This window comes from Achromobacter marplatensis, from assembly GCF_049060505.1.
Classification (GTDB): Bacteria; Pseudomonadota; Gammaproteobacteria; order Burkholderiales; family Burkholderiaceae_B; genus Achromobacter; species Achromobacter marplatensis_A.
The window spans coordinates 13,807-39,482 of the sequence record NZ_JBMGRB010000010.1 but is presented as its reverse complement, the minus strand read 5'-3'; the positions used below and the strand labels follow the sequence as shown (position 1 = coordinate 39,482).

Here is a 25,676-nt window from a genome sequence, read left to right as displayed (position 1 = left end):
CAGGCAACCATGACCCCACGGTCCCTTCCTCGCGCCCTTGCGCTTGGCGCGTTGATCGCCACCGTCGCCAGCGCACAAGCCGCGCCTGACGGCAAACAGATCAGCACCCAGGGCGCCAACGGCGCGCCCGCCTGTATCACCTGTCATGGCGCCCGCGGCGAAGGCAACCCCGCGGCGGGCTTTCCACAATTGGCGGGCATCGGCGCCAAGTATTTGGCGGAGCAGTTGGAAGCCATGGCCAACGGGTCGCGCGTCAGCCCGGTCATGGCCGCGACCGCCAAGGCGCTGGACCCCGCGCAGCAGCAAGCCGTGGCCAGCTACTACGCCAGCCTGCCCTCCCCGCTGAATGTAGACCGCCTGGCGGCCACCGCCATGCACCCGGTCAAGCCGGCGGACGCGGGCGCATGGCTCGCCACCCGTGGCGCGTGGGACAAGAACGTGCCCGCCTGTAATCAATGCCACGGCCCCGGCGGCATCGGCGTGGGCGACAACTTTCCCGCGCTGGCCGGCCAGCCCGCCGCCTACCTCGCCGGCCAATTGCGCGCCTGGCAGCAAGGCCAGCGTCCGCCCGGCCCGCTGGGCCTGATGCCTGCTGTCGCCACCCGCCTGACGGACGCCGATATCGACGCCGTCTCGGCCTACTATGCCGGCCTGCCCAAAGCCGCCGACCTGCTTGCCTCGCAAGCCAATGCCGCCGAGGGAGCCAAGCAATGATCCGCCTTCCGCTGCCCCGCGTGGGATTCGCCGCCGTCTGTCTTGCGTTTTCGGCTACGGTGCTTGCCGCCGACTCCCGCCCCGCCTTCACGCCGCCGTCGGCGGCATCGCTCCCCGACACTGAGTTCGGCAAGATCGTGCGCCAAGGCGAACAGATATTCCTGCACACCCCGAAGATGGCCGGCAAGTTCGTGGGCAACGATCTGAACTGCGCCAGCTGCCACCTGGATGCGGGCCGCCGTCCCGATTCAGCGCCGATGTGGGCGGCCTACGTCCTGTATCCCGCCTACCGGGCCAAGAACGAACACGTCAATACGTTGGCCGAGCGCCTGCAAGGCTGCTTCCGTTTCAGCATGAACGGCAAGGCCCCGGCCGCCGACGACCCCACGCTGACGGCGCTGCAAAGCTATATGTTCTGGCTGGCCAGTAAAGCGCCCACCGGTGTGGCGCTCGCAGGCCAGGGCTACCGTAAACTACCGGCGCCGGCGCAGAAGGCCGACTATGTTCGCGGCAGCGAGGTCTACGGCCAGTATTGCGCGGTGTGCCACGGCGCGGATGGCCAAGGCCAGAAGAACGGCAAACATTGGGTGTTTCCGGCACTGTGGGGCGCCGACTCGTTCAATTGGGGCGCGGGCATGCACCAAATCGGCAACGCCGCCGGATTCATCAAGGCCAATATGCCGTTGGGGCAAGCCGGCATGCTGAGCGACCAGGAAGCCTGGGACGTGGCGTATTTCATGAACGCGCATGAACGCCCGCAGGATCCGCGCTATGCCGGCTCCGTCGCGGCGACCCGGGCCAAATACCACGATTCGGACGACTCGCTGTATGGCATCGAGGTCAACGGGCACTTGCTGGGTAGCGATTCCCCGCCGCCGGGGGGCAAGCTGATCCAGGCCACGGCCAAACCCGCCGACTGACGGCCGGTGCAAACGAAACCCGCTGTTCGGCCCCACGAAATCGCGCGGCCGATCAGCGGGTTTCTCCCTGCCGCGCCGCGCGATTTGCTAGACTTCCAGTCTTAGCCTCATACGCCAGTCAACTTCATGCACGCCAACCCCGGAAACGTCTTCATGGTCGTCGCGCCCAGCGGCGCGGGCAAGTCCAGCCTGGTCAAGGCCTTGCTCCAGCAAGACCCTTCCATTGAACTCTCCATTTCCTGCACCACCCGCGCGCCCCGTCCGGGCGAAGAAGACGGCCGGGAATACCGCTTCGTGACGCCCGACGATTTCAGGCAGATGCGCGACGAACAGAATCTGCTGGAATGGGCGGAAGTCCACGGCAATTTCTATGGCACGCCGCGCGACCGCATCGACGCCGCCACCCGGGAAGGCCGCGACGTGCTGCTGGAAATCGACTGGCAAGGCGCCCGCCAGGTCAAGCAGCGTTTCCCCGGCGCCATCGGCATTTTCGTCCTGCCGCCGTCCATCGATGAACTTGAAAGCCGGCTCAAGGCGCGAGGCCAGGATGCGCCGCAGGTCATTGCGCGGCGTCTCATGGCCGCGGGGGGCGAAATCGCCCACGCGCCCGAATGCGAATATGTTATTATTAATCAAGAATTTAGCGTAGCCTTGTCGGAACTGATACAAATAGTCAGTGCCGCGCGGCTGCGCTTTTCGTCTCAGGCCGCCCGTCACGCCCAGTTGTTCTCGCAACTTGGCATTCCGGCCGAACACTGAGCCGAACGCATTCTCCCTATCATCCATCAGCACCAGGTGTCCTAATGGCTCGCATTACCGTCGAAGACTGTCTGAATCAAATCCCCAATCGCTTCAAGCTCACGCTGGCTGCAACGTACCGCGCCCGCGAATTGGCGCAAGGCCACGCCCCGCGCCTGGACAGCAAAGACAAGCCCACGGTCACTGCACTGCGCGAAATCGCAGGCGGCCTAACCGGCGTGGAAATGCTGCGTAAAGTTCCCACCTGATAGTCTCCGGGGGGCGGCAAGCATGGCTTTTCCCGGGCTGAAGTACGCTTCATCTGGTCTGCTTGCCGCACTACGTGCCGGCTCCCGTCTTGGGCGCCGCACGGGCAAGAAAGACAAAAAACTCGCTACGCCACCGTCCGTCGCCGCACAAGAAGCGGCGGACGCCACCGCCTCGCCGGTGGCTTCGCTGGCACCGCTGACCGAAATCATCGGCAGCTACCTCGACAAAAAAGATGTAGAGCGCGTGCGCGAAGCCTATCGCTTCGCGGACCAGGCGCATCTGGGCCAGTTCCGCGCCAGCGGCTCGCCCTACATCTCGCACCCCATCGCCGTCACGGAAATCTGCGCAGGCTGGAAGCTCGACGTCAACGCGTTGTCGGCTGCCCTGCTGCACGACGTGATGGAAGACCAGGGCATCGCCAAGCACGAGCTTGCCGAGAAGTTCGGCCCTGAAGTCGCCGAACTGGTCGATGGCCTGTCCAAGCTTGACCGCCTGGACTTCGCCACCAAGGCCGAGCAGCAGGCCGAGAGCTTCCGCAAGATGCTGCTGGCGATGGCGCGCGACGTGCGCGTCATCCTCATCAAGCTGGCCGACCGCCTGCACAACATGCGCACGCTGGACGCGGTGAATCCGGAAAAGCGCCGGCGCATCGCCCGCGAAACGCTGGACATCTATGCGCCCATCGCGCATCGCCTGGGCTTGAACCTGCTGTTCCGCGAATTGCAGGATTTGTGCTTCGCGGCCATGTACCCGAACCGCTACCAGGTGCTGTACAAGGCCGTGCTGGCGGCGCGCGGCAACCGCCGCGAGGTCATCACGAAGATCGCCGATTCGGTCCGGGCCTCGCTGCCCGCCGCCGGAATCGAAGCCGAAGTGACCGGCCGCGAGAAAACGCTTTATGGCATCTATCGCAAGATGGTCGACCAGAAAAAGTCGTTTTCCGACGTGCTGGACATCTACGGCTTCCGCGTCATCGTCCATACGCTGCCCGAATGCTATCTGTCGCTGGGCACGCTGCATCAGTTGTATCGACCGGTGCCCGGCAAGTTCAAGGACTACATCGCCATTCCCAAGGTGAACGGCTACCAGTCGCTGCACACGACGCTGGTGGGTCCGTATGGCACGCCCGTGGAGTTCCAGTTCCGCACGCGCGACATGCATCATGTGGCCGAGGAAGGCGTGGCGTCGCATTGGCTGTACAAGGGCGCCGACCTGACCCTGAACGATCTGCAAAAGCGCACCCACCAGTGGTTGCAGTCGCTGCTGGACATCCAAAGCCAGACCGGCGATTCCGGCGAATTCCTGGAGCACGTCAAGGTCGACCTGTTCCCGGACGCCGTGTACGTCTTCACGCCGCGCGGCAAGATCATTTCCCTGCCCCGCGGCGCCACGCCGGTCGACTTCGCCTACGCGATCCATACCGACATCGGCAACCAGGCAGTGGCCGCCAAGGTCAACGGCGAATTCGTGCCGTTGCGTACCGAACTCAACAGCGGCGACACGGTGGAAATCGTGACGTCGCCGGCATCGCGCCCCAATGCGCAATGGCTCAACTACGTGCGCACGGGCCGCGCGCGCTCCGAAATCCGCCACTATCTTCGCACCGTGAAGTACGAAGAATCGGTGGCGTTCGGCGAGCGCCTGCTTAGCCAGGCGCTGCAAGAGCTGCACATGCCGATGCCCGCGACCGACGACCCGGCCTGGCAGAAACTGGCGCGCAGCACGGGCGCCAGTTCACGCGAGGAAATCCTGGCCGATATCGGCTTGGGCAAGCGCCTGGCCGCCGTCGTGGCGCGCCGATTCGCGCCCGAACACCAACTGGTCGCCACCACGGCGGCCGCGGTGGACGAACTGACCTCGGCCCGCAGCGCCCCCATCCTGATCCAGGGCAACGAAGGCCAAGCCGTGCAATTGGCGCCGTGCTGCGGCCCCCTGCCCGGCGACCCGATCGTGGCGGGCATGCGCATGGGCCATGGGCTGGTGGTGCATACCGCCGACTGCCCCGTGGCCACGCGCCAGCGCCTGCGCGAACCGGAACGCTGGATCAACGTAGGCTGGGACACGCACACCGCCAAGCACCTGGCCACGCGCCTGGACATCGTCACCCGCAACGAGCGCGGCGTGCTGGGACGCCTGGCGGCGGAAGTCACCGCCGCCGACGCGAACATCATGCACGTCACGATGCACGACGATGCGGTATCCACGGTCTCGTTGCATCTGACGATCCAGGTCGACAGCCGCAAGCACCTGGCCCAAGTCATCCGCGCCATCCGGCACGTGCCGCAGGTGCAGAAGATCGTCCGGGTAAAAGGCTGATGAAGGGCTGGCCCATTGTCGGGCTGGCTCATTGTCCGGCGGATGAAGGGCTAGCCATTGTCCAGACGAGAAAAGCCGGCGCTTGGCGCCGGCTTTTTTATTTTTCGCTTCGGTTCACGCCACGTGTTGCAGGAAGTCCTTCAGCCGCTGGCTGGGCGGATTGGTCAGCAGCTCCGCCGGGGGGCCGTCATGCGCGATCTTGCCCGCGTCGATGAAGATCAGCCGGCTGCCGACCTTGCGCGCGAATTCCATCTCGTGCGTGACGACCACCATCGTCATGCCCTCTTCCGCCAGATCGCGCATCACCTTCAGCACTTCGTGGCGCAGTTCCGGATCCAGCGCGGACGTGGGTTCGTCGAACAGCATCAGCTTGGGCTTGATCGCCAACGCGCGGGCAATCGCCACACGCTGCTGCTGGCCGCCGGAAAGCTCTGACGGATAGTGGTTCATGCGTTCGCTCAAGCCAACCTTGTGCAGCAGCCCCTGGGCCAGCTCGCGCGCTTCGCCGCGGTCTTGCCCACGCGTATGCACCGGCCCGAACATCACGTTCTCAAGCGCGGTCATTTGCGGGAACAGATTGAATTGCTGGAACACCATGCCGGCCTCGCGGCGGATCTCGCGCACTTGGGCGGCGTCGCCCTTCACGCTTAGCCCATCGACGAGCAAGTCGCCGCCGTTGATCGTTTCCAGCACGTTGATGCAGCGCAGGAACGTGGATTTTCCCGAGCCCGACGGCCCGACCACCACCACCACCTCGCCCGCGTCGATGTTCAGCGAAATGCCGTTCAACACCATGGACTCGCCGAAGTTCTTGGTGACGTTATGAAATTCAACCATGCTCATAGTATGCGCATCCTTCTTTCCACCAGGTGCAGGCCCAGCGCCATCAAGCCAGTCAGGATCAGGTAGACGATCGCGACGGCCGACCAGATTTCAACGGCGCGGAAGTTGCTGGCCATGATCTCCTGGCCTTGGCGCGTCAGTTCAGCAACCCCGATCACGATGAACAGCGAGGAGTCCTTCAAACTGATGATGCACTGATTGCCCAACGGCGGGATCATGCGGCGAAACGCCACCGGCCCGATGATATGGAACAGGATCTTGTGGAATGGCAGGCCCATTGCCTGGCCAGCTTCTTTCAGGCCCTTATGCACCGACAGCAGCGCGCCGCGCACGATCTCGGATATGTAGGCGCCCGAATTGATGATGAGCGTAACGATAGCGGCCCACTCGGCGTCCACGCGCAGGTTGGCCAGCAGCGGCAAGGCAAAGTAGATGAACATTACCTGCACGACGATCGGCGTGCCGCGGATGACCGCCACATATACCTGCGCGATGGCCGACAGGATCGGATGCCCGTATGCCCGCGTCACTCCCGATAGCGCGCCCAGCAGGAAACCGCCCACCAAGCCCCAGAACGTGATCTTGACGGTCATCAGCGTACCCTCAAGCAGGTTGGGTAGCGCGGCTTGAATTACACCCCAGTCAAACTCCACGATATTCCCCCTATGGCGCCATCTTGCGCCGCATCATGGTGGGACCGCCGGGCGGCGGAAACGGCTCGGGGCCGTCCGCCGGAGCGCGGCGTTCCGGTTGGAACGTCCGGCGCCCTTACCGGCGGGCGGCCCCGAATGCAAAGCGACTGCGCATCGATTACGGCTTTTTGCCGAACCACTTTTCGTAGATGGCGTCGTACTGGCCGTTGGCCTTCAGGGTGGCCAGCGCCTTGTTAACCTGCGGGACCAGTTCGCTACCCTTGGGGAAGGCAATGCCGTAGAAGTCGCCGCTCTTGACCGAACCCACCACCTTCACGCGGCCCTTGCCGGCCGTATTAGCGTAATACTGGACGTTGGGGGTGTCGTGCACGGCGGCATCCACGCGGCCCGTGGCCAGTTCAAGATAAGCGTTGTCGATGTTCGGGAACAGCTTGAGCTTGGCATCCGGCACTTGTGCCTTCAGGAAGTCGACCGTGGCGGTGCCGGTCTTTACCGCGACGGTCTTGCCAGACAGCGACTTGGCATCTTTGATGTCGGTGTTCTTGTCGCCGACCAGGATGGCCAGCCCGCTTTCGTAGTAGGGATCGGAGAAGTCGATGACTTTCTTGCGGTCATCGCGGATCGTGATGCCCGCCAGCGCCGCGTCGATGTTTTTCGTTTGCAGGCCGGGGATGATGCCGTTGAAGTCCATCGGCTGCAGCTTGTACTTCAGGTTGAGTTCCTTGGCGACGGCCGCCCAGAGATCCACGTCGAATCCCACATAGGTATTACCCTGCTTGAATTCGAACGGCACGAAAGCGGTATCGGTGGCCACCACCAATTCCTTGCCTTGGGCCTGGGCGCCGGAGACGGCGCCGAACATGGCCACGGACAGGCCGACCAAGGCGGCGGCGACTTTGCGTTTGATCATGAAACTCTCCTCTTGGGGACCGTCGGCACCCCGGGGTTGTTGTAGGGGCATGATTCCTGGCTACGCCGGGGTCTCCGGTGCAACGTATTGGGGATCTTAACGCATCCGTCCCCACCGGACAGAGCTTAGAAAAATTACAATCCCCATGACACCCGGAGAATCCCCATGCCCTACAAATATGTACGCATTGCCGGAAATCGGCGTCAGGTCGGCCAGGCGCTGGGCAAGCTGGCCCGCCCCCTCATGTCGGTATATTTGAACCAAAGCAGCACCTGGGAAGCCCTGCGGCCCTGGCGCGGGCACGCCTATGTGACCGAGCTTGGACAACAGGCGCGCGCGGCGCTGCCGGCGCTTTGGGAGGAACTTGAAGGGCTGGCGGACGGCCTGCGCATGCCGGTCGAAGACGTGCTGCTCTGGAATTGCCGTGGCGACCTGCTCCACAGCACCGGGGACGGCTGCACCTCGGTCGCCCTGAAGGCGGCCGACGGTACACGCTGGATCGGCCATAACGAAGACGGCGACCCCTATCTGTACGGCCGCTGCCATCTGGTGGATGTGGCGCTGGACGACGCGCCCGGTTATCTCAGCTTCTACTACCCGGGCTCGTTGCCCGGGCACACTTTCGGGGCCAACCGGGCGGGTCTGGTGCAGACCATCAACAACCTGCGAACCCGCCAGCGGCATGCCGGCGTGCCGCGCATGTTCCTGGCGCGCGCCGTGCTGGATTGCACGACGCTGGACCAGGCGACCGCCCTGCTGCGCGACCTGCCGCCTGCTGGCGGGTTCCATCACACGCTGGGCAGCGCCACGGATTCGCGCCTGATCAGCGCCGAAGTCACCCCTGGGGGGGTTTCGATCCTGGATGTCGGCACGCGATACGGGCACGCCAACCATATGGTGCATCGGGAAACCCGTGGACAACCGCAGGTCGTTACCGAATCTTCGCGCGAACGCCAAAACCGCATCGAAGGGATCGTGGACGGCTGGTCGCCCGAAACGGGCGGCGCCGACGTGCTGGCCGCCCTGCACGACACGTTGGGCGCGCTGCCCATCTTGCGCACGGATGCGAAGGACCCCGACGGCGAGAACACACTCGCCACCGCGGTATTCGAAATCCGTAACGACGAAGTCGCGCTACGCGTCTATGACCGGCGCGACAAGGCGGATATCGCATTGGACGTAATGTCCGATCCCGACTGAGCGGGACCGGACCTCGCAGCCTGCCCTACGGCGCGCCGTAACCGCCGCCGCCCGGGGTTTCCACGACAAACACGTCGCCGGGATGCAACTGGGCGCTGTCCTGCGGGCCAAGTTCCTGGATGGAACCGTCGACCCGTTCGACCGTGTTGCGCCCCATCGCCCCCGGCTGCCCGCCCGCCAGACCGAACGGCGCGAAGCGCCGGTTGTTCGACAGGATGGCCGCCGTCATGTCTTCCAGGAAGCGGATGCGGCGCACGCCGCCCTCGCCGCCCGGATAGCGGCCCGCGCCGCCCGAGCCCTTGCGGATCTCGTAGGATTCCAGCCGCACGGGGAAACGGAACTCCAGCACTTCGGGATCCGTCAGGCGCGAATTGGTCATGTGCGCCTGCACGACGGACGTGCCCGCAAAGCCCTCGTCATGCGGGCCCGCGGCGTCGATACGCACCGGCCCGGCGCCAGTGCCGCCCGAGATGGTCTCGTAGTACTGATGGCGGGCATTGCCGAACGTGAAGTTGTTCATGGTGCCCTGGCTGGCGGCCAGCACGCCCAGCGCGCCGTACAGCGCGTTGACGATGCACATGGAGGTCTCGACGTTGCCCGCCACCACCGAGGCCGGCGGATTCGGGCGCAGCATCGAACCTTCCGGCACGATGATCGACAGCGGCACGAGGCAGCCATCGTTCAACGGGATATCGTCGTTGACCAGGGTGCGGAACACATACAACACCGCCGCCACGGCGATCGCGCCCGGCGCATTGAAGTTGTTGTCCAACTGCGCCGACGTGCCGGTGAAGTCCACCACGGCGGTACGCGCCGCGGTATCCACCTTCACGGCCACGCGGATGACCGCGCCGTTGTCCAAGGGGTATTCATAGCTGCCGTCCTTCAGCACCGAAATCACGCGGCGCACCGCCTCTTCGGCGTTGTCCTGCACGTGGCCCATATAGGCGCGCACGACATCCAGGCCGAAGTGGTCGCACATGCGCAGCAGCTCTTGCACGCCCTTTTCGTTGGCCGCGATCTGCGCGTGCATGTCGGCGATGTTCTGGTCCGGATTGCGCGCGGGCCAGCGGCCGGAACCCAGGATGTCGCGGGCGGCCTGTTCACGGAACTCGCCGTTCTTCACCAATTGGAAGTTGGTGAACAACACGCCCTCGTCTTCCACCGTCTTGGAGTCTGGCGGCATCGAGCCCGGCGTGGTGCCGCCGATATCTGCGTGATGGCCGCGCGAGCCCACGTAGAACAGGATCTGTCGGCCGTCGTGATCGAACACAGGCGTGATGACCGTGACGTCGGGCAAGTGCGTGCCGCCATGGTAGGGGTCGTTCACCACATACGCGTCGCCCGGCATCATGCGGCCCGCATTCGCGTTCATGACCGTGCGCACCGATTCGCCCATTGATCCCAGGTGCACCGGCATGTGGGGCGCATTGGCGATCAGGCGGGCCTGCGCGTCGAAAATGGCGCAGGAGAAATCCAGGCGTTCCTTGATGTTGACCGAATAGGCGGTGTTCTGCAGCCGATAGCCCATCTGCTCGGCGATCGACATGAACAGGTTGTTGAACACCTCGAGCATGACCGGGTCGGCCTGCGTGCCCACCACGCGACGTTCCTGGCGGACTTCCACGCGACGGATCACGAAGTGATCCTGCAACGTCAGTTCCGCCTGCCAGCCGGGTTCGACCACCGTGGTCTGGTTGGGCTCGGAGATGATGGCGGGGCCCGCCACCACGTCGCCACCCGCCATGTCTTCGCGGACATACAGGGGCGTGTCGCGCCAGGCGCCCGCACTGTACATGCCGACCACGCGGCGCGGCGCCAGCGCGCCCTCGCGCGTGCGCGACACAGCCGTTTCGCCAACGCGTTCGCCCCCGCCCGTGGCTTCCACCGAAATGGTCTCGACCACCAGTTCGCGGTTCGGCATCAGGAAGGAATAGCGCTGCCGGTACGCCGCTTCAAAATCGCTGCGCGCCTGATCCAGGTCCGAAAACGCCACTTCCAGCGCCGTGTCGGTGCCGCGGTACTTCAGGTGCAGGCGGCGCTGCACGCTGATGCCGCCCTCGGGCACATGCTGGCGCCGCAACTCGCCCACCGCTTGCGAGGCCAGCTCGTCCAGCTCGTCTTTCAGCTGGCCCATCAGGCTGGCGTCCAACACTTTTTCGACGGTCTTCTGGCGCATGTCCGTCTGATCGGCCAGACCCATGCCGTAGGCCGACAGCACGCCGCCCAGCGGGTGCGCGAAGACCGTCGTCATGCCCAGGGCATCGGCCACCAGGCAGGCATGCTGGCCGCCGGCGCCGCCGAATACGGTCAGCGCATATTCCGTCACATCGTGGCCGCGCTGCACTGAAATGCGCTTGATGGCTTCCGCCATGTTGCCCACGGCGATTTCCAGAAAACCCTCGGCCAATTGTTCCGGCGTCATCTCTCGGCCCGTCGCCGCGCGCACCTCGTCCGACATGGCGGTGAAACGGTCCACCACGGCGTCGCGGTCCAGCGCTTCATTGGCGTCGGGACCGAAAACCTTGGGAAAGAAGTCTGGCTGGATCTTGCCCAGCAGCACGTTGCAGTCCGTCACGGCCAGCGGGCCGCCCCGGCGATAGCAGGCAGGCCCGGGGTTGGCGCCAGCCGAATCGGGGCCGACGCGCAAACGCGCGCCGTCGAAATGCAGGATCGAGCCGCCGCCCGCCGCCACCGTGTGGATGCTCATCATCGGCGCGCGCATGCGCACGCCGGCGACCTGCGTTTCGAATTCCCGCTCGAACTCGCCGGCATAGTGGGACACGTCGGTCGAGGTGCCGCCCATGTCGAAGCCGATCACTTTCGGGAAACCGGCGATTTCGCTGGTGCGCACCATGCCGACGATGCCGCCGGCCGGTCCGGACAGGATGGCGTCCTTGCCGCGGAAACGATGCGCGTCGGTCAGGCCGCCGCTGGATTGCATGAACATGAGGCGGATGCCCGGCAACTCGCCGGCCACCTGGTCCACGTAGCGCTTCAGGATCGGCGACAGGTAGGCGTCCACCACCGTAGTGTCGCCGCGCGACACGAACTTGATCAGCGGGCTGACCTCGTGCGAGGCCGAGACTTGCGTGAACCCGATCTCGCGGGCGATGCGGGCGGCGCGCTGCTCGTGCGCGGTGGCGTGCCAGGCGTGCATGAAGACGATGGCGACCGCGCGGATGCCGCTGTCGAAGGCGGCTTGCATGCTCTGGCGCAGACCGGCCTCGTCAAGGTCGCGAATGACCTCGCCATCGGCCGCCACGCGCTCGTCGGCTTCGATGACCGACTCGTACAGCATTTCGGGCAGCATGACGTTGCGGTCGAACAGCCGCGGCCGGTTCTGGTAAGCGATGCGAAGACCATCGCGAAAGCCTCGGGTCGTGACCAACAAGGTGCGCTCGCCTTTGCGTTCCAGCAAGGCGTTGGTCGCGACGGTGGTGCCCATCTTCACGCACTCGACTTGCTCGACCGGCACGGGCTGACCGGGCGCCACGCCCAGCAGCTTGCGGATGCCCGCCACGGCCGCGTCGCGATACTGCTCGGGATTCTCCGACAGCATCTTCGCGGTGGTGGTGGTGCCATCGGGGCGGCGTGCCACGATGTCGGTAAAGGTGCCCCCACGATCAATCCAGAATTGCCACTTCTTCATACAAGTCCTTGAAAACGAACGGCCGCGGCGCCTAAGCCGCGGTCGCAGTGCTGGTGACGGGGCGTGCCCGAATAGGAATCAGAGAGAGGTTGCCGCCCGGGCCGCCTGGTCGTACAGGCCGGACAGCGCGCGCAGCGTGTGCGCCAGTTGGCGGCTGAATTCCAGCCCGCCGCCGGCCGGCGCATCCAGGCCGGCGGTCAGGCATTGTTCGCGGATCTCGCCGTAGCGCGTGAGGATCGCCGCGCCCTCGGGCGTGACGCTATAGAACACTTCCTTGCTGTTGCGTTGGCCTTGCACCATGCCAAGGCGATCCAGCTTCTTCAGCGCGTAGCTGACGATATGCGTGTCTTCGACGTTGAGCGTGAAGCAGATGTCGGCCAGCTTCTTGGGACGCTGCCGGTGATAGACATGGTGAAAGACCATGACGTCCGTGGGCGTCAGTTCGGGCAGGCCGGCCGCCGCCATGCAGCGCACCGTCCAGCGGTCGAAGGCGTGGCTGGCGATCATCAGCCCGAACTCGACTTCGGACAGATCGGGCGCGCTGCCGCCGGCCAGATGGGACGACGACGCGATCAGAGAAGAGCTCATGGAAGGCGCTAGCCAAGTTGATCTGATCGAAATACTAATAATTTATGGATAGTTCATCCATAAAAAATAACCATCAGACCGCAGGAAACCCCCATTTCGAGGGAAATCCCCTAGCGTTTGGGCAAGCGAATCCCGGATTTCAGGGGGCCGACCAGCCCATAGGCAGATTGGCTCGGATCAGCCAGCCCGCAATCGAAATGCGGGGCGCGATGTCGGGCATGGCGTCGCCCGGGCCGAACCAGCGGGCGTCGGCGATCTCGTCTTCCTGGACCCGGATATCGCCCGAGACGTAGTCGGCCGTGAAGGCGACCATCAGCGAATGCGGGAATGGCCAGGGCTGGCTGCCGAAATACTGCAGGTTGCCGACCTTCAGGCCGACTTCTTCGAAGACCTCGCGGTGCACGGTCTGTTCGATGCTTTCGCCCGGTTCGACGAACCCCGCCAACGCGGTGTAGCGGGAGGTTGCCGTGGTGGTGTGGCGCGCCAGCAAGATGCTGTCGCCCTTGCGGATCAGCACCATCATCGCAGGCGAAATGCGCGGATACGCCGAGAAACCACAGGACGGGCAGCGAAGGCAGAATTCGTGCGCGACGCGTTCAGCCGGCGTGCCGCAGACACCACAGAACCGATGCGTGCGCGCCCACTCCGCAATCTGGTAGGCCCGGCCCGCCAGCGCCATGCGCTCGTCGTCCAGCACCCCGAACAACGAGCGCAGCTTCTTGAAAGCGTAGCCCTCGGGCGCTTCCAGCGCCGGGTCGACATGAATCGTGCGGTACGGCGACGCGGGCGTGATCCAGACTGGCTGCAAGGCGGCGGGCGCCAGGCCGATGCGTTCACATAGCGCCATATCCGGCAACACGCTGGATGTCTCTTGGACCAGCAATTCATCACGACGGAATACGAAATTCACACGGGCCTCTGCACTACGTTTTGGATCCTGCAATGTTAGAAGAAAAACCCGTGCCTGGATGCGTGGCGAAGCCGCTACGCAAAAAGATTCAACCTTCAACGATGGCGGGTCCGTCAGCCTAGGATTAACCCGTAAAACCCCTTTTTTTGTGCGCGATGTTGCCCCGCAGCACCCTAGAATGGCACGGCTTTCAAGCCGCGCCACAATGGCGCAGCGTCTCTTTCGCAATGCCTATCGGGCACAACCCGTCTTCACCATTCGCAAAGAAGGACCACTCATGTACAAGAAAATCTCGCTGCTGGCTGGCAGCATCATCCTGGCGTTCAGCGCGGGCGCACAGGCGCAAACGAAGTGGGACCTGCCCAGCGCCTACCCGGCCAGCAACTTCCACGTGGAAAACCTGACGACGTTCATCAAGGACGTGGACACCCTGTCGCAAGGCAAGCTGAAGATCCAGCTGCACAACAACGCGTCGCTGTACAAGGCCCCGGAAATCAAGCGCGCCGTGCAAGGCAATCAGGCGCAGATCGGCGAAATCCTGCTGACGAACTTCGCCAACGAAGACCCAATCTACGAACTGGACGGCCTGCCCTTCCTGGCCACCGGCTACGACGCGTCGTTCAAGCTGTACCAGGCGCAGAAACCGTTCCTGGAAAAAAAGCTGGCCTCTCAGGGCATGACGCTGCTGTACGCCGTGGCATGGCCGCCCCAGGGCATCTTCGCCAACCGCGACATCAAGCAGATCAACGACATGAAGGGCCTGAAATGGCGTGCGTACAGCCCGGTCACGGCCAAGATCGCCGAACTGGTTGGCGCGCAACCGGTCACGGTGCAGCAAGCTGAACTGGCGCAAGCGCTGGCCACGGGCGTGATCGATTCGTACATGTCGTCGGCGTCCACCGGCTACGACACCAAGACCTACGAATACATCAAGAAGTTCTACGACACGCAAGCCTGGCTGCCCAAGAACGCCATCATCGTGAACAAGAAGGCTTTCGACGCGCTGGATCCGGCCACGCAGGATGCCTTGAAGAAGGCTGGCGCACAGGCCGAGGAACGCGGCTGGAAGCTGTCGCAGGAAAAGAACAAGTGGTATCAGGCGGAACTGGCCAAGAACGGCATGGAAACCATCAAGCCCACGGTCGAGCTGAAGGAAGGCCTGTCGGTAATCGGCAAGCGCATGCTGGATGACTGGCTGAAGAAGGCAGGCGCCGACGGCCAAGCCATGATCGACGCCTACAAGAAGCAGTGATAGTTCCATGCGCCGCTTTCTAGATGGTCTTTACGGCGCGGCCGGCCTGTTGGCCGGCTTGTGCACGATCGGCGTGCTGGTGTCGGTGCTGGCGGCGATCATCGCCCGCCAGCTCAGTTTCAATATCCCGGGCACCGACGCCTACGCCGGTTACTTCATGGCCGCGGCAGGCTTCCTGGCGCTGGCCAGCACGTTCAAGCACGGCGAACACATCCGTGTGACGCTGCTGCTGAATTCGCTGGCCCCCGCCCGCAGCCGCCGCCTGGATATTTTCGCGCTGGCCGTGGGCTGCCTGCTGGCCGCCGCCTTCGCGTTCTTCAGCGTCAAGTTGACCTACGACTCCTGGCAGTTCCACGACATCTCCACGTCCAACGACGCCACCCCGCTCTGGATCCCGCAGGTCTCCATGGCCGTGGGCACGATTCTGTTCCTGGTCGCCCTTCTTGACGAGCTGGTGCGCCGCACACGCGGCCTGCCCGCCGCTTCTTCGCAGCAAACCCATGAATGAACTTCTTGTCATTACCCTATTGATCGTCTCGATCTTCGTGTTGCTGGGCTGCGGAGTCTGGGTTGGCCTGACGCTGGCGGGCACGGCCTGGATCGGGATGGAGATCTTCTCCAGCCGGCCGGCGGGCGACGCCATGGCCGTCACCATCTGGGGCGCCTCGTCCAGTTGGACGCTGACCGCCCTGCCCCTGTTCCTGTGGATGGGCGAGATCCTGTTCCGCACGCGGTTGTCCGAAGACTTGTTCAAGGGCCTGGCCCCGTGGCTGAACCGGCTGCCCGGCCGGCTGCTGCACACGAACGTGATCGGCTGCGCGATCTTCGCGGCCGTGTCGGGATCGTCGGCCGCCACCTGCGCCACCGTCGGCAAGATGACCATCCCCGAACTGACCCGCCGGGGCTACCCGGAAGACAAGATCCTGGGCACGCTGTCGGGCGCCGGGACGTTAGGGCTGCTGATCCCCCCGTCCATCATCATGATCGTGTACGGCGTGGCGGCGGACGTCTCCATCGCCAAGCTCTTCATCGCCGGCATCTTCCCGGGCGCCATGCTGGCCCTGCTGTTCATGGGCTACATCGCCTGGTGGGCGATCCGCAATCCCAACCAGGTTCCCGCAGCCGATCCGGGCCTGACGTTCGTGCAGAAACTGTCCCGGTCGCGTCACCTCATCCCCGTGATGCTGCTAATTGGGGCGGTGCTGGGTTCGATCTACTCCGGCATTGCCACGGCCACGGAAGCGGCCGCGGTAGGCGTCGTGGGCGCGTTGATCCTATCGGGGTTGCAAGGATCGCTGACGCGCGCCACGTTCAAGCAATCGCTGCTGGGCGCGACGCGCCTGTACTGCATGATCGCGCTGATCCTGGCGGGCGCGCAGTTCCTGACACTGGCCATGGGCTACATTGGCCTGCCGCGCGCGCTGGCGGAATGGATCGGCGGATTGGGCCTGTCGCAATTCGGCCTGATCATGGCGTTGATGGTGTTCTTCGTCGTACTCGGCTGCTTCCTGGACGGCATTTCGATCGTGGTGCTGACCATGGGCGTGCTGCTGCCGACGGTGCAAGCCGCCGGCATCGACCTGATCTGGTTCGGCATTTTCATCGTTTTCGTGGTGGAAATGGCACAGATCACGCCGCCCGTGGGCTTCAACCTGTTCGTGCTGTCGGGCATGAGCGGACGCGAGCTGCCCTACATCGCCCGCGCCTCGTTGCCGATGTTCTTCCTGATGATCCTGGCGGTCCTGCTGCTCTACGCCGTCCCTGGCATTGCAACGTGGCTGCCCCTGCACATGACGCTGTAAATCGTCCTGGCTCATCCAAACCCCGTTCTCTGAACGGGGTTTTTTTTGGGGACAATCCGGTGATTGTTCCGCCCGCCTCCTGTTTTCGAATTCTGTAAACCAGGGAAAACGCCGAAAGAAAATTGGCCCTACACAACCGGTAACTTTTTTAGAATCCCCTGGCGCTTACACGTTGCACCAATGTGGCGCAGTCATACCATTCGGGCCAACGCTCCGGACCCGCGCTTACCCAAAGCGTCGGTGCCGCGGCCCGGCGTCAGACGATCCGCCCGGCGCAACACACCCGGCCACAAGCCCGGTGCAATCAAAAAACAGCTACACAGGAGGAGTCCTCAGTGAAACGCATCACCCTATCCCTCGCCCTCGCGGGCCTTGGCCTGGCCGCCGGCTCGGCTTCGGCTGAAACCAGCGTCACCCTGTACGGCATCGCCGACGTCAGCATCCGCTACCTGAATACCAGCGCCGGCAGCGTTGGCCAGGAAGGCAGCCGCGTCTCGATGGAGAACGGCGCCATTTCCAACAGCCGCTGGGGCCTGCGCGGCTCGGAAGACCTGGGCAACGGCAACCGTGCCTTCTTCCGCCTGGAAAACGGCTTCAACATGCAGAACGGCAATTCGTCCGCGTCTGGCAAGACCTTTGGCCGCCTGGCCTACGTGGGCCTTGACGGCGGCAACATCGGCCAACTGACCCTGGGTCTGCAAAACACGCCGATGCACGATCTGCTGGCCGACTACTTCGACCCGCTGACCATCGGCAACTACGACCAGAACGCCTGGATGCCCGCCGCCATGGGCCGCGTGCGCACCAACAACATGACCAAGTACGCCAACACCATTGGCGACCTGTCGGTGGCGCTGTCGTGGGCCAACGGCGAAAGCTGGGAAGACCACAAGGCTGGCCAGCAGTACGGCGCCAGCCTGCGCTACATGGTCGGCAAGCTGGGCCTGGGCGCCGCTTATCAACAGACCTTCGATGGCACCGATTCCGACCTGCGCCAGCGCGTCTGGAACTTGAACGCGTCCTACCAGTTCGATAGCGCCAAGATCTTCGCCGGCTATTACAACGGCCGCGACGAGACGGGCTGGGTCAACGCCGTCATGGGCGGCACCACCACCGCCTCGGGGCTGGACCGCAAGGACAACGGCTACTTCGCCGGCGTAACCTGGCAAGCCACCCCGCGTTGGGCCATCACCGGCGCCGGCTACTACGACCAAAGCAAGAACGTGGTCACGGAAGGCGACAAGGGCAAGCGCTACGCGCTGGTCGCGGTGGCCGAATACGCGCTGTCCAAGCGATCGCAAGTCTACGGCACCGTGGACTGGAACAAGGTCAGCGACGCCGCCAGCGGCGAAATCGCCGGCAAGAGCAATCAAGTCGGCGCGGCCGTGGGCTTCCGCCACATTTTCTAAAGCCTGACGGCTTTGCGGCCCGCCCTCTGGCCGCATGTAAAAAAGCCCATCGCTGTTGCGATGGGCTTTTTGCTTGCCTACAGCATCGCCATCCGGCTGTTGACGAGGTCTGTCACCAGCATATGCCCCGGCGCATGCGTGATGCAGAACTCGGGCCGCACCGACGCGACCACGGACTGGGGCGTCACGCCGCAAGCCCAGAACACCGGCATTTCGCCGGGCCGGATCTCGACGGCGTCGCCGTAGTCCGGCCGGTCGATATCCGAAATGCCGATCAGCGACGGGTCTCCGATGTGCACGGGCGCGCCATGCACGGACGGAAAGCGCGAGGTCACCTGGATGGCGCGGATCGCGTCCGCCGCCTTCAACGGCCGCATCGACACCACCAAAGGACCGCCAAACACGCCGGCGGGATGGGTCGGGATGCTGGTGCGGTACATGGGTACATTGCAGCCCTGCTCGATGTGGCGCACGGGCAAGCCGTTGTCCAGCATCGCCTCTTCGAACGAAAACGAGCAGCCGATCAGGAACGACACCAGGTCATCGCGCCAGTAATCGCGCACGTCCGTGGGTTCGGCGACCAGTTCCCCATCCTTCCAGATCCGGTAGCGCGGAATGTCGGTACGGATATCGATGTCTTCGCCCAATTCAGGCAAGGCGGGGTTGCCGGGTTCGGACATGGCCAGCAAAGGACATGGCTTGGGGTTGCGCTGGCAGAAGTGCAGGAATTCGGCCGCCAACGCGCGCGGCAGAATCGCCAGATTCGCCTGCACATGTCCCGGGGCCAGGTTGGCGGTTGGGCCGGTCAACCTGCCGCTGCGCGCGGCCAGCCGCGCTTGGCGGGCCAGCTCGACACGGTTGCGTACTACATCAACGGACGCCATCGATATCCTCTTGTTGCAGGGGTGGGAAACCAGCCGCTTAGCGGCCGGCCAGCAGGTCTTCGACCGACAGGCCGATCGCCAGGATGCGGCGGTCGGCGCCGTTGCTGCCCGCGATCATCAGCCCCACGGGCGCCGTGCCCGCGGCATGGCACGGCAGCGACAAGGCGCAGCCGTCCAGGAAGTTGATCAGCGTGGGGTTGCGCAGGATCAGGCCGTTGGCCGCGTAGTAGGCCTCGTCGGAAGCGGACAGATCCGCCACCGCCGGCGCGACGATGGGCGTGGTCGGCATGATCAGCGCGTCATAGCCGACGATGCGGCGGTCCACGGCGGCCACCCAGGCCTCTCGGGCATCCAGCAAGTCCAGGTAGTCGGCGGCGGACATGTCCTGTCCGCGCATGATGCGCGACACCACGCGCGGGTCGTAGCGCTTGCCGGCGCGGGCGATCAGGTCGCGATGCCAGGCCCAGGCTTCCGCGGCGGTGAAGCCGCCCTTGCTGTTGATGCCGCCCATTTCCGCGAATTCGGGGATGGCAATTTCGTCGACCAACGCGCCGGCGTCTTTCAAACGCGCCACGGTGGCCGCGAACGTGTCGGCCACGTGCTTTTCCATCGCGTCCAGCGCCAGCGTCGTCGGCACGGCCAGCCGCAGACCACGCAGCGGCAGCGCATCCGGCACCGGACCGCCGTCGCCCGACAAGATGGCGTCCAGCTCGGCGCAGCAGCGCACGCTGGCGGCGATGGGGCCAATGGAATCCAGGTTGGCCGACAGCGGCAGCACGCCCGTCATCGACACGCGCCAGGCGCTGGGCTTGAAGCCCGTCAGGCCGCAGAGCGCGGCCGGGATGCGCACCGAGCCCCCCGTATCCGAACCGATGCCGGCGACCGCCATGCCATCGGCTACGGACACCGCGGCGCCGGACGACGAGCCGCCGGGGATGCGGCCGGTCTTGCGGTCGTATGGGTTCAGCGGCGTGCCGTAGTGCGGATTGATGCCCAGGCCCGAGTATGCGAATTCGGTCATGTTGGTGCGGCCGATGATCACGGCGCCAGCGGCGATCAGGCGCTGGACAACTTCGGCGTTCTCGTCGGCCGCCGGTTCGCCTTCGCGCGCCACCGAGCCGGCCATCGTGGTTTCGCCTTCGATGTCGAACAAGTCCTTGATGCTGATGGGCAAGCCTTCCACCGCCGACCGGACGATGCCGGCCGCGCGCAACGTGTCGGACGCGCGCGCCTGGGCCAGCGCCGATTCGGCGTACAGCTTGGTGAACACGCGGGCGCCCTCGCCTGCCTCGTCGCGGGCGCGGGCCAAGGCCGCTTCAGTCAGTTGCACCGCGCTGGTGCGGCCCTCGCGGAGAGCCAAGCTCAGTTCATTCAAGGTCGAAGCCATCATTGTCCTCGTGCCGCCTTGCGGCAAAAAAAAAGTGCGAACAGGCGCGGCCTTCCTGGGCGCGCCTGACGGTCAATGCCGTGCGAAACCGGAATCAGGCCACCACAGGCAGCGACTCAACATGATAACGGTGACGCAGCGTGCGCTGGCGGCGCGGATCGAAGAGTTCCATGGTGAAGTCCGCCGCGGCGCGAATGCCGCCGATGGCGCCCACCGTGCCGCAGGTCATGCCCGCGCCTTGCGGCAGCACGGCCGCGCCGCCGGTGTAGCCAGCGATCAAATCTTGCGGCGTGCGCAGCGTGGACAGCGGACCTTCCTGGTACAGCACCTTTTCGCCGTTCTCGACGATGTAGGAACGGATGACCAGTTCATCCCAGTACTCGGCCACATCGGCCAGGCGCCAGGCCGTGGTCGCCACGGGCTTCACGCAGACCTGTTTGGACATGGCCACGCTGACCGTCTCCAGCTTGCGATCGGTGTGGTCGGACGCGATGCTGACGTACATCTCGCCGTTCACGGCGAACACGAACGTCTCGACCTCGCCCGAAGAGTCTTCGCCCACGGCCTGCACGTTTTCGGCCTGCGTCAGTTGATTGTCCGCGATGCGGTAGTACAGCGGCACGCTGGTCGGGCGCGGCACGCCAATGGCGGCCAGCTCTTCGATGTGGTGCTCGATGGCAGCCATGTCGCGTCCGGCCCAGCCGGCCACGATCAGGGTATTGAAGTCCACTTCCACTTGGCGGGGATTGGCGTCGTCGATGGTGAATACGGCTTTCATATCAGTCCTGCGAAATCAAAGGGTGGAAACGGCGCGGCCCTGGACGGGCCGCCGCCGCAACGGATAAGGAATCAACCAAAAGCGCGCGGCAGCCACAGCGCCAGGTCGGGCCAGAACGCCAGCAGCGCCAGCATCACGAACATGGCGGCGACGAACGGCAGGCTGCCGACGATGACCGCGCTCATGGAGCCGGCCTTGCGCAGGCTTTGCACCACGAACAGGTTCAACCCGACGGGCGGCGTGATCAAAGCGGCCTCGACCAGAATGATGATCACGATGCCCAGCCAGATCGGGTCATAGCCCAGCGCGATCATGATGGGCGCGACGATCGGGATCGTCGTGATCATCATGGACAGCGTTTCCATGAAGCAGCCCAGCACCAGATAGAAAATCACCACGATCAGCAGCATCCAGCCCGGTGACAGGCCCAGGCCGGTGATCGACTTGGTCAGTGCGTCGGTCAGCCCGGTGGCGGACATGACGAAGTTCAGGAAGCTGGCCGCGATGACGATCAGCATGATCATCGCCGTGGAGCGCATCGTGCCTTCCAGCACCTCGCGCAGCATCGACCACGTCAGCCGGCGGAACCAGGCCGCCAGGATGAACGCGCCCAGGACGCCTAGCGCGGCGGCTTCCGTCGGCGTGGCCAGGCCCGCGTAGATGGACCCCACCACCAGGAAGAAAATGCCCATGGGCGGCGCCAGGTGCACCAGGCTGGCGAAACGCTGGCCCCAGGTGGCGTGGATTTTCTTGCCGCCCCAGGACGGCTTGGCCACGCAGGCCACCACGACCGTCAGCATGAACAAGGCGGCCATCGCAAAGCCCGGAATGATGCCGGCCAGATACAGCTTGGGCACCGACGAATTCGTCAGCACGCCATAGATGACCAGGTTGATCGAGGGCGGGATCAGGATGCCCAGCGTGCCGCCGGCGGCCAGGCTGCCCAGGAACAGCGGCTCGTTGTAGCCGTACTTGCGGATCTGCGGAATGGCGACCGTGCCCACGGTAGCCGCGGTGGCCACGCTGGAACCGGAGGTGGCCGAAAACAACGTGGACGCGCCGATGTTGGCGTGCATCAGGCCGCCCGGCAGCCACGACAGCCACAGGCTCATCGCGCCATACATGCGTTCGGCGAAACCTGCGCGCAGCAGCACTTCGCCCAGCATGATGAACAGCGGAATCGCCACCAGCAGGAACTCGTTGTTCGAACTCCACGAGATTTCACCGATGGCGCGCGACAGCGGCAGCATCGAGAACAGCGGATCCAGGATCAGGCCCAGCACGCCAAGCGCCGCGCCCACCGGGATGGACAGGCCGATCAGCACCAGCAATAGGGTCAATGCGGTGGAAATCATGCGGCCTCTCCCTTCACCATGCGCTCGCCCGCGGCGGCTTCTTCTTCAGCTTCTTCCTGCGCCGAACGCACGCCGCAGATCTGCTTGACCAGTTCGATGTCGCCCGTGACCAGCGCGGCAGAGGCGCGCGCCAGCATCAACGCGACCGTGATGCACATCCAGGCCAGGCCCAGCAGCCATAGCCCCTGCGGAATCCACAGGGGCGTGGCCAGCGGCGTATTGGCCGCGGATTTCTGCGCCCATGAGGTCTGCACGACGTCGTAGGCGTAGTACGTCAGGAACACCATGAAGACGGCCATCGCCACCATGGAGATCCAGTCCAGTACGGCGGACAGCCGCACGGGCAAATATTGGTAGAGCACATCCACGCGCACATTGGCGCGTTGCAGCGTGGCGAACGCCAGCGCCCACGACGTGCTGATGGCGAAGGCATAGCTGGACAGTTCGTCCGCGCCGCCCGTCGTGAAGCCCAGGAACTTGCGCGCCAGGACATCAAAGGAGATCAGCAGCACACTGGCCACCGTCAAGGCGCCGCCGGCCCATACGGCGGCGCGAGAGAAACTCTCGGCGCGCCGCAACAGGCCGCCAAGCAGGCGGAAATGTTCGGGTTGGGTCATGAATGAAACCTCTGCGGGCAATGCCCGTAATGACTAGCCTTGCAACGCGCCGCCGCGCATGGGCGGCGGCGCGCCACGGCGCTTACTTGCTGGCGGTCAGGCCCAGCGTCTTGCCGATGGTGGCGTTGTAGTCCTTGACGCACTGCGCCGAGCAACGCGCGGCCCACTTGGGCAGCACGGCTTCTTGCGCCACCTTCTTCAGCAGCGCGCGGTCGGCGTCGGAAGGCTGAACCAGAACCATCTTGCCCTTGACCGGGAACGGGCAAGCCGCGGCGCCGGTGTTGCAGTCATAGCCTTCTTGCGTCTGGCGGGCCGCAGCTTCCCAGATGTTGTCGACCAGCGTCCTGATGTTGGTTTGCAGGAACGTGCGCACGGCGGGGTCCAGCTTGTCCCAGGCCTTTTGGTTGACGGCGTGGATCTGCTGGTTCCAGTTGATCGGCAGAGCGACCAGATGGGTCGACACTTCGTACCACTTGGCCGAATAGCCCGACAGCGAGCCCGTGATCGCGCAGTCGACCACCTTATTCTGCAGCGCCGGAACCACTTCGCCGAAGGCCATCGTGACGCTGGAACCGCCGAGCGCTTCCACGAATTCCGCGGTGGTGCGGCTGCTGGTGCGGACCTTCTTGCCCTTGATGTCCGCCAGGCTCTTGATTTCCGCATTGCAGAACAGCACTTGGGCGGGATAGGTCGAGATGCCCAACAGCTTGACGTTGTTGCCTTCGCCATACAGCTTGGCGTAGACGGGTTCGAACGCGTCGGTGACGGCGCGCGCGGTCTTGACGTCCGGCGCCAGGCCGGCCAGGTCGATCGCTTCGTTGATCGGGTTGTCGCTGGCGAAGTAGGACAAGGTGGCGGTGCCAAACTCGACCACGCCCTGGGACATCAGGCGCAGCAGCTCGGGGCCCTTGAGGCCCATCTCATTGAAGCCCTTGATGTCCGCCGTGATCTGGCCTTTGGACAGCTCCGGGATGGTCTTGGTCCAGAACGGCTTTTCGTAGTCGTTGTAGGCGGTCAGGTTGGACAGGCCTCCCACGACCTTCAACTGGGTTTTGGGCAGATCTTGCGCGTGGACGGCGCCGGCAAGCATGCTGGCGGCGACGGCGGCGAAAACAAGAGACTTCTTCATGGACAAAACTCCTGGCTGGCGGGATGGTCTGTCGCGCGCGGGATCCCGTTACCCTGATCGCACGCGGTTAGGAATTCGGGACTCAGGGGCGGGAGTCGAACGCGTGGCGCGGCGAACCGGCCGCTGCGCGCGTCCAAGGCTGGAACGGATGCGTATTCATGCTTTTTCCCCCCGCGCTGTGTATCCAGGCGTTGCTTATTGGTGTGCCGCCATTGCAGCGTCAGGGACGCCCCGCGTCCAATCGTATGTTCCGATATGGGGGTATAAATATTTCTTGGGTCTCGCGCGGGCGGCGCGACGACAATCGCGCAAACCGCCTGTCGGCGCGGGTTTGCGGGCGATCACAGACCGATTCGGAAAGCGCCGCCGACGCATGCCCGCGCCTGCCGGCGCGCGGCATCTGGGGAAAACACCTAGAGGGGAATGCCGCCTTCGGCCTGCGCCGCGACCTTTTGCGCCATCTGCGCAATGACTTTGACCGCATGGCTGTCCGGCCCCTGCACCCAGGTCGCCGTGAAATTCAGCGCCGGCAATGGGTCGGCCTCGACGCGCAAGATACGCAATTCGCCGCGCGCCAGCTCCTTGCCCAAAAAGACCGGGGCGATCACGCTGGTGCCGATGCCGTCCTGCGTCATGCGCACCACCATCGACATCGACGCGCTGCCATACATGCGCGGCGCGGCCACCCCGGCACGCGTCAGCATGTCGCGCACGAACCGGTATGGCGAGCTGTTCGACGGGTACGTGATGATCGGCAGCTTGCCGATGCGTTGCAGCGTCAACGGCTCCGGCCCCAGATCCAGCGTGGGGCTGGCGACCCAAGCCAGCGGATAGGTGCACAGCGGCAGGTTCTCGACCCGTGCCTCAAGCACCGGCCCCATCAGAAACGCCAGATCGATCTGCCGCGACATCAGATGCGAGCGCAGCACATGGGTGGTATCCACTTCGATCTCTAGCACCAGCGCCGGATAGGTGGTGTGGATCAGTTCGATCAAGGTCGGCAGCCAGGTCTGCACGATGGTCTCGGCCACACCGATGCGCACCGTGCCCAGCATGACGTTCTGCTCGCGCGCGGCCTCGAACATGTCGCGCCGCACTTGCAGCATGCGTTCGGCATGCGACAGCAATTCATGGCCCTTGGCCGTCAGTTTGACGCCCCGCGCGTCGCGCTCGAAGAGCAGCACGCCCAGATCGGCCTCCAGCGACGCGATGCGCTGAGAGACCGCGGGCTGCGTGGTATTGAGCTTGTCCGACGCGGCGCGAAAGCTGCCCAGCGTGGCGACCCAGAAAAAAGTTTCGATGTTGCGTAGTTCTATCATTGGCCTGTTCCCCCGGCGGGATGAGCGTAT

23 protein-coding genes are annotated in these 25,676 nt (G+C 64.6%); 10 read left to right on the top strand and 13 right to left on the bottom strand.

The features are described 5' to 3' along the window. Nucleotides 1–9 precede the first annotated feature (9 nt). The 5 genes from ACI0FO_RS22975 (at nt 10) to ACI0FO_RS22955 (ending at nt 4,958) form a co-directional block, all read left to right on the top strand. Nucleotides 10–714: a c-type cytochrome gene (locus ACI0FO_RS22975; protein WP_416030480.1), complete on the top strand. Its 705-nt coding sequence runs from the start codon at nt 10–12 to the stop codon at nt 712–714. After that, a complete protein-coding gene (locus tag ACI0FO_RS22970; protein WP_416030478.1) occupies nt 711–1,634 on the top strand; it encodes a c-type cytochrome in 924 nt (307 codons plus the stop codon). Before ACI0FO_RS22975 ends, ACI0FO_RS22970 begins: the two co-directional genes overlap by 4 nt. A 126-nt stretch (nt 1,635–1,760) precedes the next feature. Continuing rightward, the gene (gmk, locus tag ACI0FO_RS22965; protein WP_416030476.1) at nt 1,761–2,393 is read left to right on the top strand and encodes a guanylate kinase; all 633 of its coding nucleotides are present in this window, start codon (nt 1,761–1,763) and stop codon (nt 2,391–2,393) included. Nucleotides 2,394–2,437: 44 nt separating this feature from the next. Further along, the gene (gene rpoZ / locus ACI0FO_RS22960) at nt 2,438–2,641 is read left to right on the top strand and encodes a DNA-directed RNA polymerase subunit omega (RefSeq protein WP_006219679.1); all 204 of its coding nucleotides are present in this window, start codon (nt 2,438–2,440) and stop codon (nt 2,639–2,641) included. Between the two features lie 22 nt (nt 2,642–2,663). Next, on the top strand, nt 2,664–4,958 hold the full coding sequence (locus ACI0FO_RS22955; RefSeq protein WP_416030473.1) for a RelA/SpoT family protein: 2,295 nt from the start codon (nt 2,664–2,666) through the stop codon (nt 4,956–4,958). Between the two features lie 114 nt (nt 4,959–5,072). On the opposite strand, the gene glnQ is transcribed toward ACI0FO_RS22955, so the two are convergent. The 3 genes from glnQ to glnH all read right to left on the bottom strand — a co-directional run bounded on the left by glnQ (nt 5,073) and on the right by glnH (nt 7,364). Beyond that, nucleotides 5,073–5,801 carry a glutamine ABC transporter ATP-binding protein GlnQ gene (gene glnQ, locus ACI0FO_RS22950; RefSeq protein ID WP_416030471.1) on the bottom strand — a complete coding sequence of 243 codons (729 nt, stop codon included), beginning with the start codon at nt 5,799–5,801 and terminating at the stop codon, nt 5,073–5,075. Continuing rightward, entirely contained in the window at nt 5,798–6,454 is a 657-nt protein-coding gene (gene glnP, locus ACI0FO_RS22945; RefSeq protein ID WP_105558258.1) for a glutamine ABC transporter permease GlnP, read from the bottom strand. The genes glnQ and glnP overlap by 4 nt, the downstream gene beginning before the upstream one ends. A gap of 157 nt (nt 6,455–6,611) precedes the next feature. After that, entirely contained in the window at nt 6,612–7,364 is a 753-nt protein-coding gene (gene glnH / locus ACI0FO_RS22940; RefSeq protein ID WP_416030469.1) for a glutamine ABC transporter substrate-binding protein GlnH, read from the bottom strand. 165 nt (nt 7,365–7,529) lie between these two features. On the opposite strand from glnH, the gene ACI0FO_RS22935 reads away from it, so the two are divergent. Beyond that, nucleotides 7,530–8,564: a C45 family autoproteolytic acyltransferase/hydolase gene (locus tag ACI0FO_RS22935; protein WP_416030467.1), complete on the top strand. Its 1,035-nt coding sequence runs from the start codon at nt 7,530–7,532 to the stop codon at nt 8,562–8,564. Between the two features lie 25 nt (nt 8,565–8,589). Here the strand turns inward: ACI0FO_RS22935 and ACI0FO_RS22930 are convergent, their stop codons facing one another. The 3 genes from ACI0FO_RS22930 to nudC form a co-directional block, all read right to left on the bottom strand. Beyond that, entirely contained in the window at nt 8,590–12,216 is a 3,627-nt protein-coding gene (locus tag ACI0FO_RS22930; protein WP_416030465.1) for a hydantoinase B/oxoprolinase family protein, read from the bottom strand. Nucleotides 12,217–12,294: 78 nt separating this feature from the next. After that, the gene (locus tag ACI0FO_RS22925; RefSeq protein WP_416030461.1) at nt 12,295–12,804 is read right to left on the bottom strand and encodes a winged helix DNA-binding protein; all 510 of its coding nucleotides are present in this window, start codon (nt 12,802–12,804) and stop codon (nt 12,295–12,297) included. 139 nt (nt 12,805–12,943) lie between these two features. Then, nucleotides 12,944–13,714 carry an NAD(+) diphosphatase gene (gene nudC, locus ACI0FO_RS22920; protein WP_416030460.1) on the bottom strand — a complete coding sequence of 257 codons (771 nt, stop codon included), beginning with the start codon at nt 13,712–13,714 and terminating at the stop codon, nt 12,944–12,946. Between the two features lie 277 nt (nt 13,715–13,991). Here nudC and ACI0FO_RS22915 point away from each other — a divergent pair, with 277 nt between their 5' ends. The 4 genes from ACI0FO_RS22915 to ACI0FO_RS22900 all read left to right on the top strand — a co-directional run bounded on the left by ACI0FO_RS22915 (nt 13,992) and on the right by ACI0FO_RS22900 (nt 18,177). Beyond that, nucleotides 13,992–14,966 carry a TRAP transporter substrate-binding protein gene (locus tag ACI0FO_RS22915; RefSeq protein ID WP_310028231.1) on the top strand — a complete coding sequence of 325 codons (975 nt, stop codon included), beginning with the start codon at nt 13,992–13,994 and terminating at the stop codon, nt 14,964–14,966. A gap of 7 nt (nt 14,967–14,973) precedes the next feature. After that, the gene (locus ACI0FO_RS22910) at nt 14,974–15,474 is read left to right on the top strand and encodes a TRAP transporter small permease (RefSeq protein ID WP_416030457.1); all 501 of its coding nucleotides are present in this window, start codon (nt 14,974–14,976) and stop codon (nt 15,472–15,474) included. Then, nucleotides 15,467–16,768 carry a TRAP transporter large permease gene (locus ACI0FO_RS22905; RefSeq protein ID WP_416030455.1) on the top strand — a complete coding sequence of 434 codons (1,302 nt, stop codon included), beginning with the start codon at nt 15,467–15,469 and terminating at the stop codon, nt 16,766–16,768. Before ACI0FO_RS22910 ends, ACI0FO_RS22905 begins: the two co-directional genes overlap by 8 nt. A gap of 335 nt (nt 16,769–17,103) precedes the next feature. Next, complete coding sequence (locus ACI0FO_RS22900; protein WP_416030453.1) at nt 17,104–18,177, top strand: porin; 1,074 nt, start codon at nt 17,104–17,106, stop codon at nt 18,175–18,177. A 77-nt stretch (nt 18,178–18,254) separates the two neighbouring features. Here ACI0FO_RS22900 and ACI0FO_RS22895 read toward each other — a convergent pair whose 3' ends face one another. The 7 genes from ACI0FO_RS22895 to ACI0FO_RS22865 form a co-directional block, all read right to left on the bottom strand. Continuing rightward, the gene (locus ACI0FO_RS22895) at nt 18,255–19,061 is read right to left on the bottom strand and encodes a putative hydro-lyase (protein ID WP_416030451.1); all 807 of its coding nucleotides are present in this window, start codon (nt 19,059–19,061) and stop codon (nt 18,255–18,257) included. Nucleotides 19,062–19,098: 37 nt separating this feature from the next. Further along, on the bottom strand, nt 19,099–20,448 hold the full coding sequence (locus tag ACI0FO_RS22890; protein WP_416030910.1) for an amidase: 1,350 nt from the start codon (nt 20,446–20,448) through the stop codon (nt 19,099–19,101). 94 nt (nt 20,449–20,542) lie between these two features. Further along, the gene (locus ACI0FO_RS22885) at nt 20,543–21,226 is read right to left on the bottom strand and encodes a DUF2848 domain-containing protein (RefSeq protein ID WP_416030450.1); all 684 of its coding nucleotides are present in this window, start codon (nt 21,224–21,226) and stop codon (nt 20,543–20,545) included. Nucleotides 21,227–21,297: 71 nt separating this feature from the next. After that, entirely contained in the window at nt 21,298–22,581 is a 1,284-nt protein-coding gene (locus tag ACI0FO_RS22880) for a TRAP transporter large permease (RefSeq protein ID WP_416030449.1), read from the bottom strand. Continuing rightward, nucleotides 22,578–23,198: a TRAP transporter small permease subunit gene (locus ACI0FO_RS22875; protein WP_416030447.1), complete on the bottom strand. Its 621-nt coding sequence runs from the start codon at nt 23,196–23,198 to the stop codon at nt 22,578–22,580. The genes ACI0FO_RS22880 and ACI0FO_RS22875 overlap by 4 nt, the downstream gene beginning before the upstream one ends. Before the next feature lie 82 nt (nt 23,199–23,280). Next, nucleotides 23,281–24,327 carry a TRAP transporter substrate-binding protein gene (locus ACI0FO_RS22870; protein ID WP_416030445.1) on the bottom strand — a complete coding sequence of 349 codons (1,047 nt, stop codon included), beginning with the start codon at nt 24,325–24,327 and terminating at the stop codon, nt 23,281–23,283. Between the two features lie 413 nt (nt 24,328–24,740). Continuing rightward, nucleotides 24,741–25,646, bottom strand: coding sequence for a LysR family transcriptional regulator (locus ACI0FO_RS22865; RefSeq protein ID WP_416030443.1), 906 nt, complete (start codon nt 25,644–25,646; stop codon nt 24,741–24,743). Nucleotides 25,647–25,676 lie beyond the last annotated feature (30 nt).